This window comes from Agromyces indicus (genome assembly GCF_031432295.1).
GTDB classification, from domain to species: Bacteria; Actinomycetota; Actinomycetes; order Actinomycetales; family Microbacteriaceae; genus Agromyces; species Agromyces indicus.
The window spans coordinates 428,949-447,890 of sequence record NZ_JAVKGS010000001.1 but is presented as its reverse complement, the minus strand read 5'-3'; the positions used below and the strand labels follow the sequence as shown (position 1 = coordinate 447,890).

The following is an 18,942-nucleotide window of genomic DNA, read 5'->3' as shown; positions in this document are numbered from 1 at the left end:
GGAGCAGATCATGTCGACCGAGCCGGGTGCACGCCGCCGAGGCGTCGCCGAGACGACCGCCGCGATCGAGCGCGCCACCGTCGACCTCGTGCTCGAGCACGGGTACGACGGGGTCACGGTCGACATGATCTGCCGGGCGGCGGGCGTCAGCCAGCGCACGTTCTTCAACCACTTCAAGACGAAGGATGCCGCGCTGCTGGGGCCCGACCTCCCCCGCATCGACGAGCGGGCGGCCCGCGAGTTCATCGTCTCCGACGGGCCGCTCCTCGCCGAAGCCGTCGGCCTGGTGCGCATCGACCCGTCGAAGCTGCCCGGTGACGCCGGGCTCATGGCGCGCCGCATCCGCGCCATCTCGGGCAACCCGCTGCTCATGGCCCGGCAGATGGAGCGCCTCGCCGAGATCGAGGGCGAGCTGCGCGAGATCGTCGAACTGCGGCTCCGCCAGCAGGCGATCCGCGCGGGCGCCGACGAGGCCGAGCTCGCCGCGATCCCCGACGAGGCCGAGATCACGACGCACCTGCTCGCGGGCGTGATGCGCTACGTGGGCCTCACCTGGTCGCGGCGCGCCGAGCAGGGTGCGCCCCCGCCCGACGGCGCCGAAGTGGCCGACGCGCTCGGCCGCGTGCTCCGCAAGCTCGCCTGACGGCGCCGGCGCCGGCGGAAGCTCAGCCGGCGCGGACCTCGCGCTCGCTCCCCCGCACGCGGACGCCGCGGACGGCGATCCGCCCGAACGAGGCGATCGGGTTCGTGCGCAGCTCGTCGCCGTCGGGCTCGAGGCCCAGCACGGCGGTGAGCACGGCGACGGATGCCGCGGCCGACCAAGCCTGCGGACGGCACGCGGCCGGATACGGCACGGGCACCGACACCTCGGTGGCGGGGTCGCCCGAGTGGAGCTCGGGCATGCGGTACCCGAAGCCCGCGGCCGCCCGGAGGAGGCCCTCGACCAGCCCCGCGGCATCCGCCCCGCGACCCTCGCGCGCGAGACCCAGCACGGCGATGGCCGTGTCGTGGGCCCACACCGTGCCGCCGTGGTAGCTGAGCGGCCAGTACCCGCCGGACGCGGTCGACATGGTCCGCAGGCCGTACCCGGAGTCGAGGGTCGGGTCGGTCAGGCGACGCACGACGAGGTCGACCTGGTCGGCGTCGAGCAGGCCCGTGCCGAGCAGGTGGCCGATGTTCGAGGTGACCGTGTCGACCGCGCGCTTGTTCGCGTCGAGCGCGATCGCCGGGTAGGCGCCGTCGGGGTCGTCGATCCAGAACTCCTCGTGGAACCGGTCTCGCAGCCGCGCGGCCCACGCCCGCCACTCGTCGCCGCCGTCGACCTCGAACGCGTCGAGCAGGTCGGCGCCGTGCACGGCCGCCTCGTAGGCGTACGCCTGCACCTCGGCGAGCGCGATCGGCCCCTCGGCGAGGGAGCCGTCGCGCCACTGCACCGAGTCGCCCGAGTCCTTCCAGCCCTGGTTCGCGAGGCCGCGCCCGGAGCGATCGACGTACTCGAGGAGTCCGTCGCCGTCGGCGTCGCCGTGGTCGCGCATCCACGCGAGGGCGGCCTTCAGGTTGGGCAGGAGCGCGCGCACCTCGTCGGCGGGCAGGCCCCAGCGCCAGGCGTCGTGGAGGAGCGCGATCCAGAGCGCGGTCGCGTCGACGGTGCCGTAGTAGAGCGGCGGCAGCTCGCCGTCGGCGCCGTCGAGCGACAGCGCGGCGCGGCGCAGCTCGTGCATGATCTTGCCGGGCTCCTCGGCCGTGGCGTCGTCGACGCGGGTGCCCTGCAGTCCCGCGAGGACGCGCAGGGTGTCGCCCGCGAGCTCGGTGCCGAGCGGCAGCATCATGCGCGCGGTCCAGATCGAGTCGCGGCCGAACAGCGTGAAGAACCAGGGCGCGCCCGCGGCGATGAACTCGGCGCCCGGCTGTCGCACCGTCGTCATGCGCAGCGCGTCGAGGTCGGCGAGGCCCTGCGCGATCCAGCGCGCGAGGCGGTCGTCGGCCGCCGCCACCTCGGGTGACGACCACGGCGCGGGCGTGTCGACGCCGCGCACGACCGCGGCCTCGTCGACGGCGTCGAGGCGCCATCCCGCGGTCGCCTCGCCGGCGGCCGGCACGACCAGTTCGGCGGTGAGGCGGATGCCGCGGTCGTCGACCGAGACCTCGAAGCCGGGTGCGGTGAGCCGGGCGGCGACCTGCTCGCCGGACCATACGGCCGCGCCCGCCTCGAGTCGGGCGCGCGCCGACGACGTGTCGGCGCCGCCGAGCTTGACGTGGTCGACGGGGGTCGCGTCGGGCTCGAGCTCGATCTCGACGCGCGCCCGCACGTCGATCGGCTGCCGGTTGCGGAGCGTGAGGGTGTCGGCGATGCCGGCCGCGTCGACCGAGCGCTCGATCACGAGCCGGACGCCGGGGTCGGGCGTGGGGTCGTCGAGCGTGCGCACGAGCGCGTCGATGCGCACGTGGTCGCTGCGGTCGCCCCCGGTCGCGAGGTGCTCGGGCGCGCGCCCGTCGACCGTCAGGCGCAGCGCGCGGACGAGTCGGACGTCGGCGCTGTAGACGCCGTGCACGGGTGCGTCGCCGATGGCGCCGTCGTGCGCGGACCAGACCTGGGTGGGCGCCCTGAGCACCGCCAGCGCGTCGTGCAGCAGTGGCTGGAGTGGTGCGGTCACGTGGTGCTCGCTTCCGGTTCGTGATGGAACGGTGACCGCCTCGTGGCTTGACACCGCTGTCGGATGTCGGCAACATTAGCAAAGATTTGATCGATCAAATCGGCGGATTCCGAAGATCGTCACCGATGACGACCCGCGCACAGCCGAAGGAGGCGACGTGTCGAGGATGCCGACGGTCGACGACGTCGCCCAGGCCGCAGGGGTCTCCCGGCAGACGGTGTCGAACGTGCTGAACAGCCCCGAGATCGTCCGCGAGGCGACGCGTCAGCGCGTGCTCGAGGCCATCTCCAGTCTCGGGTACCGGCCCCACGCGTCCGCCCGGCGCCTGCGCACGCGCAAGTCCGCCACCATCGGGGTCCGCATCGACCCGTGGCGCGACGGCATCTCCGGCGCCGTGCTCGATCGGTTCCTCCACAAGCTCACCGAGCACGCCGACGCCAGGGGGCTGCGCGTCATGGTCTTCTCGGCCGCCGACCCCGACGACGAGCTCGCCCGCATCCGGCGTCTCCGCGAGGGATCCGACGTCGACGCGTTCGTGCTGACGGCGACCACCCACGGCGACGAGCGCATCCGCGCCCTCACCGAGCAGGGCGTCCCGTTCGTCGCGTTCGGTCGCCCGTGGGACCCCGAGACCAGCGCCGTGCGGCACCGCTGGGTCGACGTCGACGGTCGCGCCGGCGTCGCCGGGGCCGTCCGGCACCTGCGCGAGCAGGGCGCGCGGCGCGTCGGATGGATCGGCTGGCCGCACGGCTCCGGCACGGGCGACGAGCGCCGCGCCGGCTGGGAGGCCGCGTGCGGCGTCGACGCCGACGCGCGGGCGGCGCTCGCCCGGCACGTCGAGGACGGCGTCACCGAGGGCTCCCGCGCCGCCGCCGAGCTGCTCGCCCTGCCCGAGCCGCCCGACGCGATCGTCTGCGCGAGCGACTCCCTCGCCCTCGGCGCGATGATCGCCGCCCGCACCGCCGGGCGCCCCGCGCTTCCCGTCGTCGGCTTCGACGACACCCCCGTGGCCGCGGCCGTCGGGCTCTCGAGCATCGAGCAGCCCCTCGACGACGTCGTCGCCGCGGCACTCGACCTGCTGTTCGGGCCGGCGGGCGACGACGTGCGCCCGAATCCGAGCAGCGACGAGGAGCCGACCGATCGGCTCCTCGCGCCCCGACTCGTCGAGCGACGGCCTGGACACCTGGCGCTCGACGCGATCCCCGGCACCTGAGGCCGGCAATCACCAGAAGGGATACATCGTGAGGACATCACAATGGAGCGCCGTCGCCGTGGCGACGGGACTCGTCATCACCCTAGCCGCCTGCTCCCCGGGCGGGAACGACGGCGGCGAGACGAGCGGACAGGACCTCAGCATCCTGATCGGTTCGTCCGGCCAGGCCGAGACCGACGCGGTGACGCAGGCCGCCGAGGCGTGGGCCGAGGAGACCGGCAACACCGTCGAGGTCATCGCCGCCAACGACCTCGTGCAGCAGCTCGGCCAGGGCTTCTCGGGCAACAACCCGCCCGACCTGTTCTACATGCCGTGGGACCAGTTCCAGACCTACGCCGACCAGGGCTTCATCGAGCCCTACGCCGAGGACCTCGAGAACGCGGGAGACTTCCTCCCGGCGCTGCGCGAGCAGTTCACCTACGACGACCAGTTCTACTGCGCGCCGAAGGACTTCTCGACGCTCGGGCTGCAGATCAACACCGACGCGTGGGAGGCCGCGGGCCTCACCGATGCCGACGTCCCGACCGACTGGGACGGACTCCAGTCGGTGGCCGAGCAGCTCACGACCGGTGACCAGGTCGGCCTCTCCATGGGCCGCGAGTACCAGCGCATCGGCGCGTTCATGGGCCAGGCCGGCGGCGGCGTCTACGAGGACGGCGAGGTGACGGCCGACTCCCCGGAGAACGCGGAGGCGCTCGAGTACCTGCAGGGCCTCATCGACGCGGGTGCGCTCGCCTACCCGCAGGATCTCGAGGCCGGCTGGGCGGGTGAGGCGTTCGGCCTCGGCCGCGCCGCGATGGTGATCGAGGGTCCGTGGATCAACGGCGCGATGGTCAACGACTTCCCCGACCGCGAGTTCATCAGCGTCGAGCTGCCCGAGGGTCCCGGCGGCCCCGCCACCTTCGCGTTCAGCAACTGCTGGGGCATCCCCGCCGGTTCCGACACGCGCGACGCCGCCGTCGACCTCGTCGAGTACCTCACCGCCGACGAGCAGCAGCTCGGCTTCGCGGAGGCGTTCGGCGTGATCCCGTCGACCGAGTCGGGTTCGGCCGCGTACGCCGAGCAGTTCCCGGAGAACGCCGCCTTCGTCGCGGGCGTCGAGTACGCCCAGAGCCCGGTCGCGTTCGCGGGGGCCGCTGCGGCCGTGGCGGACTTCAACTCCTCGCTCGAGACGCAGGGCCTCGCCGACCCGGCGGCCGTGCTCGGGCCGTTCCAGGAGAACCTGCAGGCCGCCGCCGACGAGGCGAACGGCTGATCATGAGCACGACCGCGTCCGGGTCTCGTCGCGGCGGTGGCATCCGCCGCGGCGAGGCCCGCGCGGGCTGGCTCTTCGTCACGCCCGCCGTCGTCATCGTGGTGGTGTTCCTCGCACTCCCGATCCTGCTCGCGCTGTGGGTCAGCTTCAGCGACTGGAACGGCTTCCGGTCGCCGCTGAGCCCGAACGTGAACTTCGTCGGGCTCGAGAACTACGCCGCGATCACCACCGAGCCAGGCCTCGACCAGGAGAACTTCGGCCGGTCGGTCCGGAACAACCTCTGGTACGTCGTCTTCGTCGTGCCGCTGCAGACGATCGTCGCCCTGCTGCTCGCCGTGCAGGTCAATCGCGCGGTGATCCGCGGGCGCGGCTTCTTCCGCACCGCGTTCTACTTCCCGTCGGTCACCTCGACCGTCGCGATCGTGATCGTCTTCCAGTTCCTCTTCACGGCATCGGGAGCAGTCAACGCGCTCCTGGGCTTCTTCGGCATCGACGGGCCCAACTGGCTCAACGACGCGAGCGGCGTGTTCCACAACGTGCTCGCCGCGTTCGGCGTCACGGCTCCGCCGGAGGCCCTGGCCCAGGACGGCCCGCTCGGGATCACCTGGTGGGAGTGGCTGGCCGGCCCGTCGGTCGCGATGAGCACGCTGATCATGCTCGCGATCTTCACGACCTCGGGCACCTTCATGCTGCTGTTCCTCGCGGGACTGCAGGCCATCGGCGGAGAGATCGATGAGGCAGCGCGCATGGACGGCGCCGGCGCCTTCCGCACGTTCTTCTCCGTGACGATCCCCATGCTTCGGCCGACGCTGTTCACCGTGCTCACACTCGGGCTCATCGGCTCGTGGCAGGTGTTCGACCAGATCTACGTGCTCGGCGGCTCGACCGCGGGCGGCACCATCACGACGCCCGCCTTCCTCGCGTACGAGACCTCGTTCAACGACCTCCAGTGGGGTCAGGGCGCCGCGATCGCCTTCATCCTGTTCGTCTTCATCATCCTGCTCACGCTCCTGCAGCGGTGGTGGCTGCGCGAGCGGGACCCCAAGGGCATGGGCGGGGCGTCGCGGCGCACCCGCCGATCGGCCGGCAGCGATGAGCTCCGGCGCCACGAACCCGACACCGCCTCGGCGGTCGTGGGGGCCGACGCCACCGACCGCGCCCTCCTCTCGGGGGCCGACGCCTCCGAGCACGACGACGGCGATCGACGGGAGAGGAGCTGACGATGACCGATCTCAGCACGCGCGCGGTGGTCACCGCCGGCGGCGACGAGGGCGCGGCATCCGCTCGCCCCACGCCACGGCGCCGCCGCACGCCCGCCAAGGTGCGCGCAGGACTCTGGACGAGCTACCTGATCCTCGTCGGATTGGCGCTCATCTACATCTACCCGTTCATCCTCTCGGTCGCGGGCAGTTTCAAGACCGACGCGGATGCCACCCAGAACGGCCTCTCGCTCATCCCCGAGACGGTCACGTTCGCCGCGTACGAGCGGCTCTTCACGGGCTCGCCGTTCCCCCTCTGGTTCGGCAACACGATGCTCGTGACCGTGATCGTCACCCTGGGGCGCGTGTTCTTCGACTCGCTCGCGGGGTACGCGCTGTCGCGCCTGAAGTTCCGTGGGCGCACCGTGGTGTTCCTGTTCTTCATCGGCGTGCTCGCGGTGCCCGGCGTGGTGCTGCTCATCCCGCGCTTCCTCATCCTGCAGCAGCTCGGCATCTACGACACGTACGCGGGCATGATCATCCCGCTGCTGTCGACGGCCGCCGGCGTGTTCATCATGAAGCAGTTCTTCGACTCGATCCCCGTGTCGATCGAGGAGGCGGCGCGGATCGACGGCGCCGGCCAGTTCCGCACGTTCTGGTCGGTCGTGCTGCCGATGGCGCGGCCGGCGCTCGTGACGCTCATCATCCTGAGCTTCCAGGGCTCGTGGAACGAGCTGCAGCACTTCATCGTGTCGCGGCAGAGCCCCGAGCTGAACACCCTCACGACCGGTGTCGCGTCGCTCGTGTCCGGACAGCTCGGCTCGGGCAACCAGTTTCCGCTGCAGCTCGCTGCGGCCGTGCTCATGACCATCCCGGTCGCGGTGCTGTTCTTCATCTTCCAGCGCCGCATCATGAACACCACGGCAGGTGCCGAGAAGGGCTGACGAAGGCCCGGTGCAGGGGCGGGGCGGATGGCGCGTGGCGATCACGCCGCGGCATCCGCCCCTCGTTCGCGTCGCCCCGGTCGTCCGGTGGTGGCCGCGGGTCAGTGCACGTACTCGAGCAGGTCGGCGCCGACCTGCCGCATGCCGTCGAGCACCGCCAGCCGCGTGGCCAGCTGCGTGTCGGCGTAGTACATCGAGACCGCGTAGGCGACGCTCGCCCGCGGCCCGCGGAGGACGCCGACCTCGCTGCGCACGCCGCCGTCGGTGCCGGTCTTGTTCATGAGCAGCAGCCCGTGGTCGGGCATGCGGTGCGCGAGCGGGTCGAGGCCGAACGCCGAGGCGACCATCGACAGGTCGGCGTTCAGCGAGAGCCACCCCACCACGCGCTGCGACACCTCGGGGCTCACGATCTCACCGCGCGCGAGGGCGGCGAACAGCCACGTGAGCTCCTTGGCGGAGCCGATCGACAGCTGCGGCGCGTCGTCGGGACCGCGGTGGTCGCGCACCAGGTCGAGCAGCGCGGTCCGCGTCAGGCCGAGCGCCTCGGTGCGCGCGCGGACCGACTCGAGGCCGATGTGGCGGATGAGCACGTTGGTCGCGAGGTTGTCGCTCGTCGCGCCGACGAGCGCGGCGAGGTCGGCCATGGGCAGCGACGGCGTCTGCAGGTGCTGCCAGATGCCCGAGTCGCCGACCGCGTCGCGGGGGTCGCGGTCGAGCACGGTGAACGCCTCATGGCCCGTCGTGGCCAGGCGCGTGGCGACCTCGACGAGGAGCAGCACCTTGCCGATCGACGCGGTGGGCATGACGACGTGGTCGTCGACCGAGAACAGCACGCGACCCGTGGCGAGGTCGGTCGCGCGCGCCGACACCTGGACGCCCGCGAGGGCCAGCTCGCCGAGCGCGTCGAAGCCGCGCGTGAAGTCCTCGGCGTGCTCGTCGGTGCGGTGACGACCGCGTCGGAAGCTCGCGTGCCGAGCACGGCGTTCGGAACCCTGCGACGAGGTCACCACGGTGGCTGGACGACTTCCTGTGCGGGCCGGGCGCTCCCCCACCGCGGCATCGCGGTGCGCTCGACTGGATCGGACGGGGGTGGACGGAGGGATTACCAGATGCGGACGCGCTCGGCCGGGTCGAGCCAGAGCGCGTCATCGGGTGCGACCTCGAAGCCAGTGTAGAACTCGTCGATGTTGCGCACGATCTGATTGCACCGGAATTCGTTCGGCGAGTGGGGATCGATGGCGAGGAGGCGGATGACCTCCTCGTCGCGACCCTTCATCTGCCAGGCCTGCGCCCACGAGAGGAAGAAGCGCTGCGCCCCGGTCATGCCGTCGATCACGGGTGGCTCGGCGCCGCCGAGCGAGAGCTCGTAGGCCTTCCAGGCGATCGCGAGCCCGCCGAGGTCGCCGATGTTCTCGCCGATGGTGAGCGCGCCGCTCACGTGGTGCGGGGCGCCGCCCTCGCCCTCGACGGACCCGCCGTCGAGCTGGACGGGGACGAGCACGTCGTACTGGTCGATGAGCGCCTTCGTGCGCTCCTCGAAGGCGGCCCGGTCGGCCTCGGTCCACCAGTCGATGAGGCGCCCGTCGCCGTCGAAGCGCGACCCCTGGTCGTCGAAGCCGTGGCCGATCTCGTGTCCGATCACGGCGCCGATCGCGCCGTAGTTCGCCGCGGCATCCCGCTCGGCGTCGAAGAACGGGAACTGCAGGATCGCCGCGGGGAACACGATCTCGTTGAAGCCGGGGTTGTAGTACGCGTTGATCGTCTGCGGCGTCATGAACCACTCGTCGCGGTCGATCGGGTTGCCGATCTTGCCGAGCTGCCGCTGGAACTCGAACTCGGCCGTCGCCCGCACGTTCGCGACGAGGTCGGCGGCGTCGACCTCGAGGGTGGAGTAGTCGCGCCACTTCACGGGGTAGCCGATCTTCGGCGTGAACTTCTCGAGCTTGTCGAGCGCCTTCGCGCGGGTCTCCTCGCCCATCCAGTCGAGGCCCGTGATCGACTGCCGGTAGGCCTCGACGAGGTTCGCGACGAGCTCGTCCATCGCCTCCTTGGCGGCGGGCGGGAAGTGCCGCTCGACGTAGATGCGGCCGACGGCCTCGCCCATGGCGCCCTCGACGAACGAGACCGCGCGCTTCCACCGCTCGCGCAGCTGCGGCGTGCCGGTGAGCGTGCGGCCGTAGAAGTCGAAGTTCGCGTCGACGAAGTCCTTGGAGAGGTACGCGGCGCTCGAGCGGATCACCTGCCATGCGAGCCAGTCCCGCCACGCGGGCAGGCGGTCGTCGGCGAGCAGCCGCCCGATGCCCTCGACGAAGCTCGGCTGGCGCACGACGAGCTCGTCGAACGCGCGCGCGGGCACGCCCATCGCGTCGCGCCAGCGGTCGAGGTCGACGGATGCCGCGGCCGCGACGTCCGACCACGGCATCAGGTTGTACGTCTTCTGCGAGTCGCGGGACTCCACGTTGGTCCAGTGGGTGGCCGCGATCTCGGTCTCGAGGTCGAAGACGCGCTTGGCCCGCGCGGCGACGTCGTCGAGCTTCGCGAGGTCGAACATGCGCTCGAGGTGCGCGCGGTACTTGTCGCGGATGTCGGCGAAGCGCTCCTCGCGGAAGTAGCTCTCGTCGGGCAGGCCGATGCCGCCCTGCTCGACGAACACGAGGTACCGCTCGGGGTCGCCCGGGTCGTTGTCGACGAAGAGCTGCGCGAACCCGGAGATGCCCTGGCGCTCGAGCCGGCCGACCGTCTCGAGCAGCTCGTCGATCGTGCCCGGCAGCGACGCCTCGACGAGCTGCGCCGCGATGGGGGTGGCCCCCAGCAGCTCGACGTGCTCCTCGTTCATGAACGACGCGTACAGGTCGCCGACCTTGCGCGCCTCGGTGCCCGGCTCGGCCTGCTGCGCCTCCTCGATGATCTCTCGGACGGCCCGCTCGGCCTCCTCGTACAGCACGATGAAGCTGCCGTAGCGCGCCTTGTCGGCGGGGATCTCGGTCCGCTCGATCCACTTGCCGTTGACGTGGCGGAACAGGTCGTCCTGCGGGCGGACCCGCGGGTCGAGCTCGTCGAGGATGATGCCGGAGGGCTTCGTCGCGTCGGTCATGCCTCCCACCCTAAGCGGGCACCCCTGACGATCGCTGCGACGGATGCCGCGGCATCCGCTCGACCCGATCAGCGGAGCTGCGCGAACCCCTCGGCCTTGCGGGTGGGGCCGACGATGAGGATCATGTCGCCGTCGGCGAGCACCGTGTCGGCGTCGGCGTTGTGCCACTCGCCCCCGGGCTTCTTGAACGCGGCGACCGTGACCCCGAACTCCTTCCGGAGGCCCGACTGGCCGAGCGGCACCCCGTGCAGGCGTGCGGGGGGGGCGGTCTTCACGATCGCGTACCCGCTCTCGATCTCGATGTAGTCGAGGGCCGCACCGCGGACGAGGTGCGCGACGCGCTTGCCCATCTCGGCCTCGGGACGGATGACGTGGTGCACGCCCAGCTGCTCGAGGATCAGCGCGTGCTGCTCGGTCACCGCCTTCGCCCAGATCACCGGCGTCTTCATGCCGAGCAGCACCGAGCACGTGAGGATCGACGCCGTGATGTCCGAGCCGATCGCGACGACCACGCGATCGAACTCGTCGACCGCGAGCTGCTTGAGCGCCTCGGCCTTCGTCGAGTCCGCCCGGACCACCTGGGTGAGCTCGCCGTTCAGCGCCTGGACGATCTCCTCGTCGGCGTCGATGCCGAGCACCTCGGTGCCGGCGCGCATGAGCTCGAGCGCCAGCGAGCTGCCGAAGCGGCCGAGCCCGACGACGGCGACCGAATCGGCCTCCGCGATGCGGCGGGACGTGTCGGCGGCACCACCGCCGAAGATCGAGAACCTAGCCAATGGCGGGCCTTTCCTTGGGGAGTTCGTAGAGGATGCGACGCTCGCGGAGCGCGATCGCCGAACCGAGCGTCAACGGGCCGATGCGGCCGAGGAACATGAGCAGCACGAGCACGATCTCGGCTGCGGGCGGCAGGTCGTAGGTGATGCCGGTGGACAGCCCGACCGTCGCGAAGGCCGACACGGCCTCGAACACCACCCGGTCGAACGCGAGGCCGGTGAGGTGCATGAGCACGACGGTGGCGAGCATGACCGCGCCGACGGCGACGAGCACGACCGTGATCGCCTGGCGGTGCACCGCCCGCGAGAGGCGCTTGCCGAAGATGTTCACGGCGCCCTCGCCGCGGAACTCGGTGAGCAGGATGAAGAACAGCACGGCGAACGTCGTCACCTTGATTCCGCCCGCCGTGCCCGCGGGACCGCCGCCGATGAACATGAGCACGTCCATCGCGACCCAGCTCTCGTCGTGCATGAGCCCGATGTCGACGCTGTTGAAACCCGCCGTGCGCGTCTGCACCGACGCGTAGAACCCCGCGAGGAGCTTCGCGGCCGGGTCGAGCGGCCCGAACGTGTCGGGGTTCGACCACTCGACGATCGTCAGGTACCCCCAGCCGCCGAGGAGCAGGACGACCGTTCCCCAGAGCACCAGCTTGGTGTTCATCGTCCAGTGCAGCGGACGCGTGAACTCCTTGCGGAGCTGCATGATCACGGGGAACCCGAGCCCGCCGAGGATGATCGCCGCACTCATCGGCAGGCAGATGAACGGGTCGGCGACGAAGTCCATCATGTTGTTCGAGTAGAGGGCGAAGCCGGCGTTGTTGAACGACGACACCGAGTGGAACAGCGCGTGCCAGGCCGCCTCCCCCGGGTCGTAGTCGTAGCCGAACAGGAACCGCGGGAACAGGAACGCCCACGTGATCGCCTCGATCGTGAACGAGATGAGCACGATGCCGCGCACCAGCCCACGCACGTCGTCGAAGCCCACCGCCTTGGCCTCCGTGGCCGTGTTCAGCCGAGCCCGGACCGACAGCCTGCGCGCCAGGACGAGGCCGATGAGCGACGCGAAGATCATGATGCCGAGCCCGCCCAGCTGGATCAGCAGCAGGATCACGGCATGCCCGAGCGGACTCCAGTGCACGGCCGTGTCGACGACGACGAGCCCGGTCACGCACACCGCGCTCGTCGCCGTGAACAGCGCGTCGACGAACGTCGTGCCGCCCGGTTCGACGGACATCGGCGGCAGCCACAGCAGGAGGGTGCCGATCAGGACGGCGGAGGCGAATCCCGCCACCACGGCCTGCGCCGGATGGAGTCGGAAGCCCCGCCGGAAGCGAAGGCGCCGCGGGATGCGGACCGCCTGCTCGCGGAAGGTCACCGCGGAATCATACGCCCGCTTAGGTGTGCGTCAAGTCGGCCGCGCGGCATCCGTCGCTTCCTCGCGCGGGCCGACCGCCGGTGGCATGATCGAGCCACCATGAACACGCTGCTGAACGTCATCTGGTTCGTGCTCGCCGGCATCTGGCTCTGGATCGGCTACATGCTGGCGGGGGTGCTCATGTGCATCCTCATCGTCACCATCCCGTGGGGCCTCGCGTCGTTCCGCATCGGCAACTACGCGGTGTGGCAGTTCGGCCGCGAGGTGGTCTCCAACCCGCGCTCGGGCACCTGGTCGTTCCTCGGCAACGTGGTGTGGGTCATCCTCGCCGGCTGGTGGCTCGCGCTCGAGCACCTCATCACGGGCATCATCATGTGCCTCACGATCATCGGCATCCCGCTCGGGATCGCGAACTTCAAGCTCATCGCCGTGTCGCTCGCCCCGCTCGGCAAGGAGATCGTCGAATCGAAGTGAGCACGGCGCGCGACGGGCGCGTCGGCGGCGCCGCGTAGGCTCGATCCGCCATGAGCTCCCCCTCCGTCCCCGCCCCGGAGGTCGCGCGCCGCGTCGTCGACCGCGACATCCTCCGCCTCGCCGTGCCCGCGCTCGGAGCGCTCGTCGCCGAGCCGCTGTTCCTGCTCGCCGACACGGCCATGGTCGGCCACCTGGGCGCGACGCCGCTCGCCGGGCTCGGGCTCGCGAGCGCCATCCTGCAGACGATCGTGGGGCTCATGGTGTTCCTCGCCTACGCGACGACGCCCTCGGTCGCGCGCCGGCTCGGCGCGGGCGACGAACGCGGGGCCGTGGCATCCGGCATCGACGGGCTGTGGCTCGCCCTGGGGCTCGGTGCGCTGCTCGCCCTGGGCGGGTGGGCCGCGTCGCCGTGGCTCGCCGGGGCCTTCGGCGCCTCCGCCGCCGTCACCGCCGAGGCGGTCACCTACCTCTCGATCTCGATGATCGGCCTGCCCGCCATGCTCGTCGTGTTCGCGGCGACGGGCCTGCTCCGCGGCCTTCAGGACACCCGCACGCCCCTCTGGGTCGCCGGGCTCGGGTTCGGCGCGAACATCGGCCTCAACGCGCTCTTCATCTACGGCCTCGGACTCGGCATCGCCGGCTCCGCGATCGGCACCGTCATCGCCCAGTGGGGCATGGTCGCGGTGTACCTCGTGGTCGTGGCCCGGCACGCGCGCCGCGTCGGCGCGAACCCGTGGCCGCATCACGCCGGCGTGCTCCGCGGCGCCGCATCGGGCGGCTGGCTGTTCCTGCGCACCGTCAGCCTGCGTGCGGCGCTGCTCGTCGCGACGTGGTCGGCCACCGCGCTCGGCTCCGACGAGCTCGCCGCATTCCAGGTCACGATGACCCTGTACGCGACGCTCGCCTTCGCCCTCGACGCCCTCGCGATCGCGGCGCAGGCGCTCGTGGGCAAGGGGCTCGGCGCCGGCGACGTCGCCCAGGTGCGCGCGGTGCTCCGCCGCTGCCTCGAGTGGGGCGTCGGCGCCGGACTGGTGCTCGGGGCGCTCCTCGTGGCCGGCGCGTGGGCGCTGCCCGTGCTCTTCACCTCCTCCGCCGAGGTGCGCGACCTGCTTCCGCTGTCACTCGTCGTGCTCGGGGTGTCCACGCCCCTCGCCGGCGTCGTGTTCGTGCTCGACGGCGTCCTCATCGGGGCGGGCGACGCCCGCTACCTCGCCTGGACCGGCCTGGTGAACCTCGCCGCCTACGCGCCGATCGCGTTCGCCGTGGTCTGGTGGGCGACGGGCGGGGCGGATGCCGCGGGCTCGGCCGCGGACGGGCCGGTCGCGGCATCCGTCGCCCTCGCCTTCGTCACCGGCGCGTTCGTCATCGCGTACCTCCTGGCCCGCGCGGTCACGCTCTCGCTCCGGGCCCGCGGCCGGGCCTGGATGGTGACCGGCGCGCCCGCCTGACGTTCCTTGCGGAGTGACCAACGACCCTCCGCTTCGTCGCCCGTCCCGAGTACGCTCGGCGGGTCGCCTCCGCAGGACCCGGGGGCGGGGAGGGGTCGACATGCACCGCGCATCGCTGCGCCGAGTCGCCGTGACGGCGGTCGGCGCGACCGTGCTCGCCACGCTCACCGCGTGCGCGCCGTTCGTGACCGCGGGGCAGACCCGCACCGAGGATCGCGAGATCGACGACGCGTCCTCCGTCGTGCTGCGCACGGGCGGCGAGGTCGAGATCCGCCTCGGCGACGAACCCGCGCTCACGGTCACCGGGGGCGAGAATGTGCTCGACCGGCTCGTGACCGAGGTCGACGGCGGACGGCTCGTCATCGGCATCCGACGCGGACCCCTGATCGTCGGGGAGCGCGACCTGCGGATCGAGGTCACGGTCAGCTCGCTCGAGTCGGTCGTGATCGACGGATCGGGCGACGTGACGGCCGAGTTCGGCGACGCCGAGGAGGTGGCGGTCGACATCCGCGGCTCCGGCGAGATCGAGGCCGACGACCTCGACGCGCAGTCGGTGCGCGCGTCGATCAGCGGGTCCGGCAACCTCGAGCTCTCGGGGCGCACCGACTCCCTCGTCGTCGAGGTGAGCGGTTCCGGCGACGTCGACGCGGGCGACCTGGAGGCGTCGTCGGCGCAGGTCGTGCTGTCGGGTTCGGGCAACATCGGCGTGAACGCGTCCGACGAGCTCGACGTCACCCTCTCGGGCAGCGGCGACGTGCGGTACTCGGGCCGGCCGCAGGTGCGCAGCAGCGTCTCGGGCTCCGGCGAGGTCGCACCCGAGTAGCCCCGACTGCGGATGGCGCGAGCCGCCCTTCGGGCGAGTGCGCGGAACCGCGACGAGTGCGTGATGCACGCGCCGCGCACTCGTCGCGCAGCCGCGCCCTCGGCAGCGCGGAGGTCGCTCCGCGGGGCGCCCTCAGGCGCGCGGCGGTGCCGTCGTGTCGCCGACGTGGAGGGTGCTCGTGAAGGCCGTGCCCGCGGCATCCTCGCCTGAGAGCATCTGCACGATCGCCTCGCCCGCGGCCCGACCCTTCGCGACCGAGGGCTGCACGAGCGTCGTGAGGTCGTGCTGCAGGCCGTCGACGCGGATGCCGTCGAAGCCGATCACGCTGAGGTCGCCGGGCACCGCGAGCCCGAGCTCCTCGGCGGCCTGGATGACGCCGGCGGCGAGCAGGTCGGACTGGGCGATGATCGCGGTGGGCCGGGTCGCGGCATCCGCCAGCAGGCCGCGTGCGGCCTCGAGTCCCTCCTCGATCGAGCTGGCCGCGGCCACCTGGGCGCGGATGCCGGGGTACACGTCGCGCGCGCCGCGCAGGCGCTCGACCGAGGTGTCGACCGTCGCGGCGGCCTCGATCTCGGGGGTGAGCGGACCGCGCACCCGCCCCGGCTCGAACGGCAGGGTCACGGTCGCGACGTCGGTGTGCCCGAGCTCGCGGAGGTGCTCGGCGCCGAGGCGCGTCGCCTCGCGGTTGTCGATGGTGATCTCGGGCGCCCCGCCGCCCGGCGCGCCCTCGATGGCGACGATCGGGATGCCGCGGCGCTGGAGCCGCTCGGTCTGCCGGTGGAACTTCGGGCTGCACCCGATGAGCACGACGGCGTCGAGCGGCGCCGTGTCGAGGCTGACCGGCGCGTCGGGGTCGCCGGAGTCGGTGAGCAGCAGCAGCCCCGCGCCGAGCGGCGCGATGCCCTCGGTGAGGCCGTCGAGGGTCTGGATCTTCACGGGGTCGAGGAAGGCCGCGCGCACGCGCTCCTCGAGGACGACGCCGACGATGCCCGATCGGCCGCGGCGCAGCGAGCGCGCCCGGGGGTCGGGGCCGGCGTAGCCGAGCTCGGATGCCGCGGCGAGGACGCGCTCCTTCGTGGCATCCGACACCGGGCCCGAGCCGCTGAACGCGAGCGACGCGGTCGACGCGGAGACCCCGGCGCGCGCGGCGACGTCGGCGAGCGTCACGCGCGGAACGGCGCCGGTGGTCGTGGCGGACTCGGGGGTCATGACTTCGATTCTACGGTCGAATCGATTCGAGCCGGGCATGCGGGCGCCGCCGGATGACGCGAACGGCGCTTCGGGCGTCGCCGAAGCGCCGTTCGCGTCATCTCGCAGGGCTGAGTCCGTCAGGCGGGGACGGCGTCGCGGGCCTCGATGAAGGCGGCGACGCAGCGGCGGATCTCGTCCTCGGTGTGCGCGGCGGAGAGCTGCACGCGGATGCGCGCGCGACCCTTCGGCACGACGGGGTACGAGAACGCGGTCACGTAGACGCCGCGCTCGTTGAGCGCCGCGGCGATACGGGCCGTGAGCGCCGCGTCGCCGAACATGACGGGCACGATCGGGTGCTCGCCGGGCAGCAGCTCGAAGCCGGCATCCGTCATCAGCTCACGGAACAGCGCCGCGTTCGCGACGAGCCGCTGTCGCAGCTCGCCCGACTCGGCGACGAGGCGCAGCGCCTCGAGCGTGCCGGCCACGATCATCGGCGCGAGCGTGTTCGAGAACAGGTACGGCCGGGCGCGCTGGCGCAGCAGGTCGACGATCTCCCGGCGAGCGGCGACGTATCCGCCGGATGCCCCGCCGAGCGCCTTGCCGAACGTGCCGGTCGTGATGTCGACGCGACCCTCGACGCCGCACAGCTCGGGGGTGCCGCGTCCGTTCGAACCCACGAAGCCGACGGCGTGCGAGTCGTCGACGAACACGAGCGCCCCGTACTCGTCGGCCAGGTCGCAGATCTCGCGGAGCGGCGCGATGTAGCCGTCCATCGAGAAGACCCCATCGGTGACGATCACCTTGCGACGCGCGCCCGAGGCGGCCTGCAGCTGCGCCTCGAGGTCGGCCAGGTCGCGGTTGCGGTACCGGAACCGCTGCGCCTTGGACAGCCGAATGCCGTCGATGATCGACGCGTGGTTGAGCTCGTCGGAGATGATCGCGTCCTCCGGCCCGAAGAGCACCTCGAACACGCCGCCGTTCGCGTCGAAGCACGACGAGAACAGGATGGTGTCGTCGTACCCGAGGAACTCCGACACCCGCCGCTCGAGCTCCAGGTGCAGCTCCTGCGTGCCGCAGATGAACCGCACGCTCGCCATGCCGTAGCCCCACTCGTCGAGTCCGCGGTGCGCGGCCGCGACGATGCGCGGGTCGTTCGCGAGGCCGAGGTAGTTGTTCGCGCAGAAGTTGAGCTCGGGCCGGCCGGCGACCTCGATCTCGGCCGACTGCGGGCCGTGGATGCCGCGCTCGCGCTTGGTGAGGCCCGCGGCCTCGATCTCGTCGAGCTCGGCGCGCAACTGCGCCTGCACCGATCCGTACATGCTCAGACCTCCGTCCAGTCGAGGATGACCTTGCCCGCCCCGCCCGAGGCGGCGGCGTCGAACGCGGCACGCCAGTCGCGTGCCGGGTAGCGGTCGCTGATGATGGATGCCACGCGCTCGCGCAGCTCGCCGCTGGTCTGCAGCATCGCGCTCATGGAGTTCCACGTCTCGAACATCTCGCGACCGTAGATGCCCTTGAGCGTCAGCATGTGCGTGACCACCTTGCCCCAGTCGACCGCGAACGGCTCGCTCGGCAGGCCCAGCAGCGCGATGCGTCCGCCGTGGTTCATGTTGTCGATCATCTCGGGCAGCGCCTTCGCCGAGCCCGACATCTCGAAGCCGACGTCGAAGCCCTCGCGCATGCCGAGGCGCGGCTGCAGGTCGCGGATGCGCTCCCGCGAGACGTCGACCGTGGCATCCGCGCCCATCTGCATGGCCAGTTCGAGGCGGGCCGGGCTGACGTCGGAGGCGACGATGAAGCGGGCGCCGACATGACGGGCCACGGCGATCGACATGAGCCCGATGGGGCCGCAGCCGGTGACGAGCACGTCCTCGCCGACGACCGAGAACGCCAGCGCGGTGTGCACCGCGTTGCCGAACGGGTCGAAGATCGCGCCGACCTCGGGCGCGACCTCGGCGTGGTGCACCCAGACGTTCTCGCCCGGGATGACGACGTACTCGGCGAACGCGCCGTCGCGGTGCAGGCCCACGCCCTTGGTGCGGATGCACATCTGGCGGCGACCCGCGCGGCAGTTGCGGCACATGCCGCAGACGATGTGCCCCTCGCCCGACACGCGGTCGCCGACGGCGACGTCGTGCACCAGCTCGCCGACCTCGACGACCTCGCCGTAGAACTCGTGCCCCGGGATCAGCGGGGTGCGGATCTCGGACGCGGCCCAGTCGTCCCACTGCTCGATGTGCAGGTCGGTGCCGCAGATGCCCGTGCGCAGCACCCGGATCTTCACGTCGGCGGGGCCCGGTTCGGGCTCGGGACGGTCGACGAACTCGAATCCCGCTCCGGGCGCGGACTTGTACAGGGCCTTCATCGGCGGTGCCTTCTGCGTACGGGCGCCCGCGGGGTGGGCCGGCGCCGGCTTCGTGCGCCGAGGGTCACGGCGCAGCGTCGAGGTGACCCGCCCATCGTAGTCGCGGGCGGCGAGCGGATGACGCGGGCGCGGAG

The 18,942-nt window shown here is 72.0% G+C and carries 16 protein-coding genes; 8 read left to right on the top strand and 8 right to left on the bottom strand.

Annotation, left to right across the window (positions count from 1 at the left end; genetic code table 11):
- The first annotated feature begins 10 nt into the window (after positions 1-10).
- Positions 11-643: a TetR/AcrR family transcriptional regulator gene (locus RH861_RS02095; RefSeq protein WP_310519533.1), complete on the top strand. Its 633-nt coding sequence runs from the start codon at positions 11-13 to the stop codon at positions 641-643.
- Positions 644-665: 22 nt separating this feature from the next.
- Here RH861_RS02095 and RH861_RS02090 read toward each other — a convergent pair whose 3' ends face one another.
- Positions 666-2,654, bottom strand: coding sequence for a glycogen debranching N-terminal domain-containing protein (locus RH861_RS02090; RefSeq protein WP_310519532.1), 1,989 nt, complete (start codon positions 2,652-2,654; stop codon positions 666-668).
- A gap of 166 nt (positions 2,655-2,820) precedes the next feature.
- Here RH861_RS02090 and RH861_RS02085 point away from each other — a divergent pair, with 166 nt between their 5' ends.
- From RH861_RS02085 to RH861_RS02070, 4 genes are read left to right on the top strand one after another with little or no spacing between them, the layout of a single operon-like run.
- The gene (locus RH861_RS02085; RefSeq protein WP_310520265.1) at positions 2,821-3,867 is read left to right on the top strand and encodes a LacI family DNA-binding transcriptional regulator; all 1,047 of its coding nucleotides are present in this window, start codon (positions 2,821-2,823) and stop codon (positions 3,865-3,867) included.
- Positions 3,868-3,895: 28 nt separating this feature from the next.
- Positions 3,896-5,122: a sugar ABC transporter substrate-binding protein gene (locus tag RH861_RS02080; protein WP_310519531.1), complete on the top strand. Its 1,227-nt coding sequence runs from the start codon at positions 3,896-3,898 to the stop codon at positions 5,120-5,122.
- Positions 5,123-5,124: 2 nt separating this feature from the next.
- On the top strand, positions 5,125-6,342 hold the full coding sequence (locus tag RH861_RS02075) for a carbohydrate ABC transporter permease (RefSeq protein ID WP_310519530.1): 1,218 nt from the start codon (positions 5,125-5,127) through the stop codon (positions 6,340-6,342).
- A gap of 2 nt (positions 6,343-6,344) precedes the next feature.
- Positions 6,345-7,265 carry a carbohydrate ABC transporter permease gene (locus tag RH861_RS02070; RefSeq protein WP_310519529.1) on the top strand — a complete coding sequence of 307 codons (921 nt, stop codon included), beginning with the start codon at positions 6,345-6,347 and terminating at the stop codon, positions 7,263-7,265.
- Between the two features lie 101 nt (positions 7,266-7,366).
- Here RH861_RS02070 and RH861_RS02065 read toward each other — a convergent pair whose 3' ends face one another.
- The 4 genes from RH861_RS02065 to RH861_RS02050 form a co-directional block, all read right to left on the bottom strand.
- On the bottom strand, positions 7,367-8,275 hold the full coding sequence (locus RH861_RS02065) for a serine hydrolase (RefSeq protein WP_067947722.1): 909 nt from the start codon (positions 8,273-8,275) through the stop codon (positions 7,367-7,369).
- Between the two features lie 92 nt (positions 8,276-8,367).
- Positions 8,368-10,359: a M13 family metallopeptidase gene (locus RH861_RS02060; protein WP_310519528.1), complete on the bottom strand. Its 1,992-nt coding sequence runs from the start codon at positions 10,357-10,359 to the stop codon at positions 8,368-8,370.
- 68 nt (positions 10,360-10,427) lie between these two features.
- Positions 10,428-11,135: a potassium channel family protein gene (locus RH861_RS02055; RefSeq protein ID WP_310519527.1), complete on the bottom strand. Its 708-nt coding sequence runs from the start codon at positions 11,133-11,135 to the stop codon at positions 10,428-10,430.
- A complete protein-coding gene (locus RH861_RS02050; RefSeq protein WP_310519526.1) occupies positions 11,128-12,507 on the bottom strand; it encodes a TrkH family potassium uptake protein in 1,380 nt (459 codons plus the stop codon). The genes RH861_RS02055 and RH861_RS02050 overlap by 8 nt, the downstream gene beginning before the upstream one ends.
- Positions 12,508-12,606: 99 nt before the next feature.
- On the opposite strand from RH861_RS02050, the gene RH861_RS02045 reads away from it, so the two are divergent.
- The 3 genes from RH861_RS02045 (at position 12,607) to RH861_RS02035 (ending at position 15,252) form a co-directional block, all read left to right on the top strand.
- Positions 12,607-12,981, top strand: coding sequence for a YccF domain-containing protein (locus tag RH861_RS02045; RefSeq protein ID WP_310519525.1), 375 nt, complete (start codon positions 12,607-12,609; stop codon positions 12,979-12,981).
- 50 nt (positions 12,982-13,031) lie between these two features.
- The gene (locus RH861_RS02040) at positions 13,032-14,429 is read left to right on the top strand and encodes an MATE family efflux transporter (protein ID WP_310519524.1); all 1,398 of its coding nucleotides are present in this window, start codon (positions 13,032-13,034) and stop codon (positions 14,427-14,429) included.
- A 100-nt stretch (positions 14,430-14,529) separates the two neighbouring features.
- Entirely contained in the window at positions 14,530-15,252 is a 723-nt protein-coding gene (locus RH861_RS02035; protein ID WP_310519523.1) for a head GIN domain-containing protein, read from the top strand.
- Between the two features lie 132 nt (positions 15,253-15,384).
- Here RH861_RS02035 and RH861_RS02030 read toward each other — a convergent pair whose 3' ends face one another.
- From RH861_RS02030 to tdh, 3 genes are all read right to left on the bottom strand, one after another.
- Entirely contained in the window at positions 15,385-16,461 is a 1,077-nt protein-coding gene (locus tag RH861_RS02030) for a LacI family DNA-binding transcriptional regulator (RefSeq protein ID WP_310519522.1), read from the bottom strand.
- 119 nt (positions 16,462-16,580) lie between these two features.
- Complete coding sequence (locus tag RH861_RS02025) at positions 16,581-17,762, bottom strand: glycine C-acetyltransferase (RefSeq protein ID WP_310519521.1); 1,182 nt, start codon at positions 17,760-17,762, stop codon at positions 16,581-16,583.
- A 2-nt stretch (positions 17,763-17,764) separates the two neighbouring features.
- On the bottom strand, positions 17,765-18,808 hold the full coding sequence (gene tdh / locus RH861_RS02020; protein ID WP_248597843.1) for an L-threonine 3-dehydrogenase: 1,044 nt from the start codon (positions 18,806-18,808) through the stop codon (positions 17,765-17,767).
- Between the last annotated feature and the right edge of the window lie 134 nt (positions 18,809-18,942).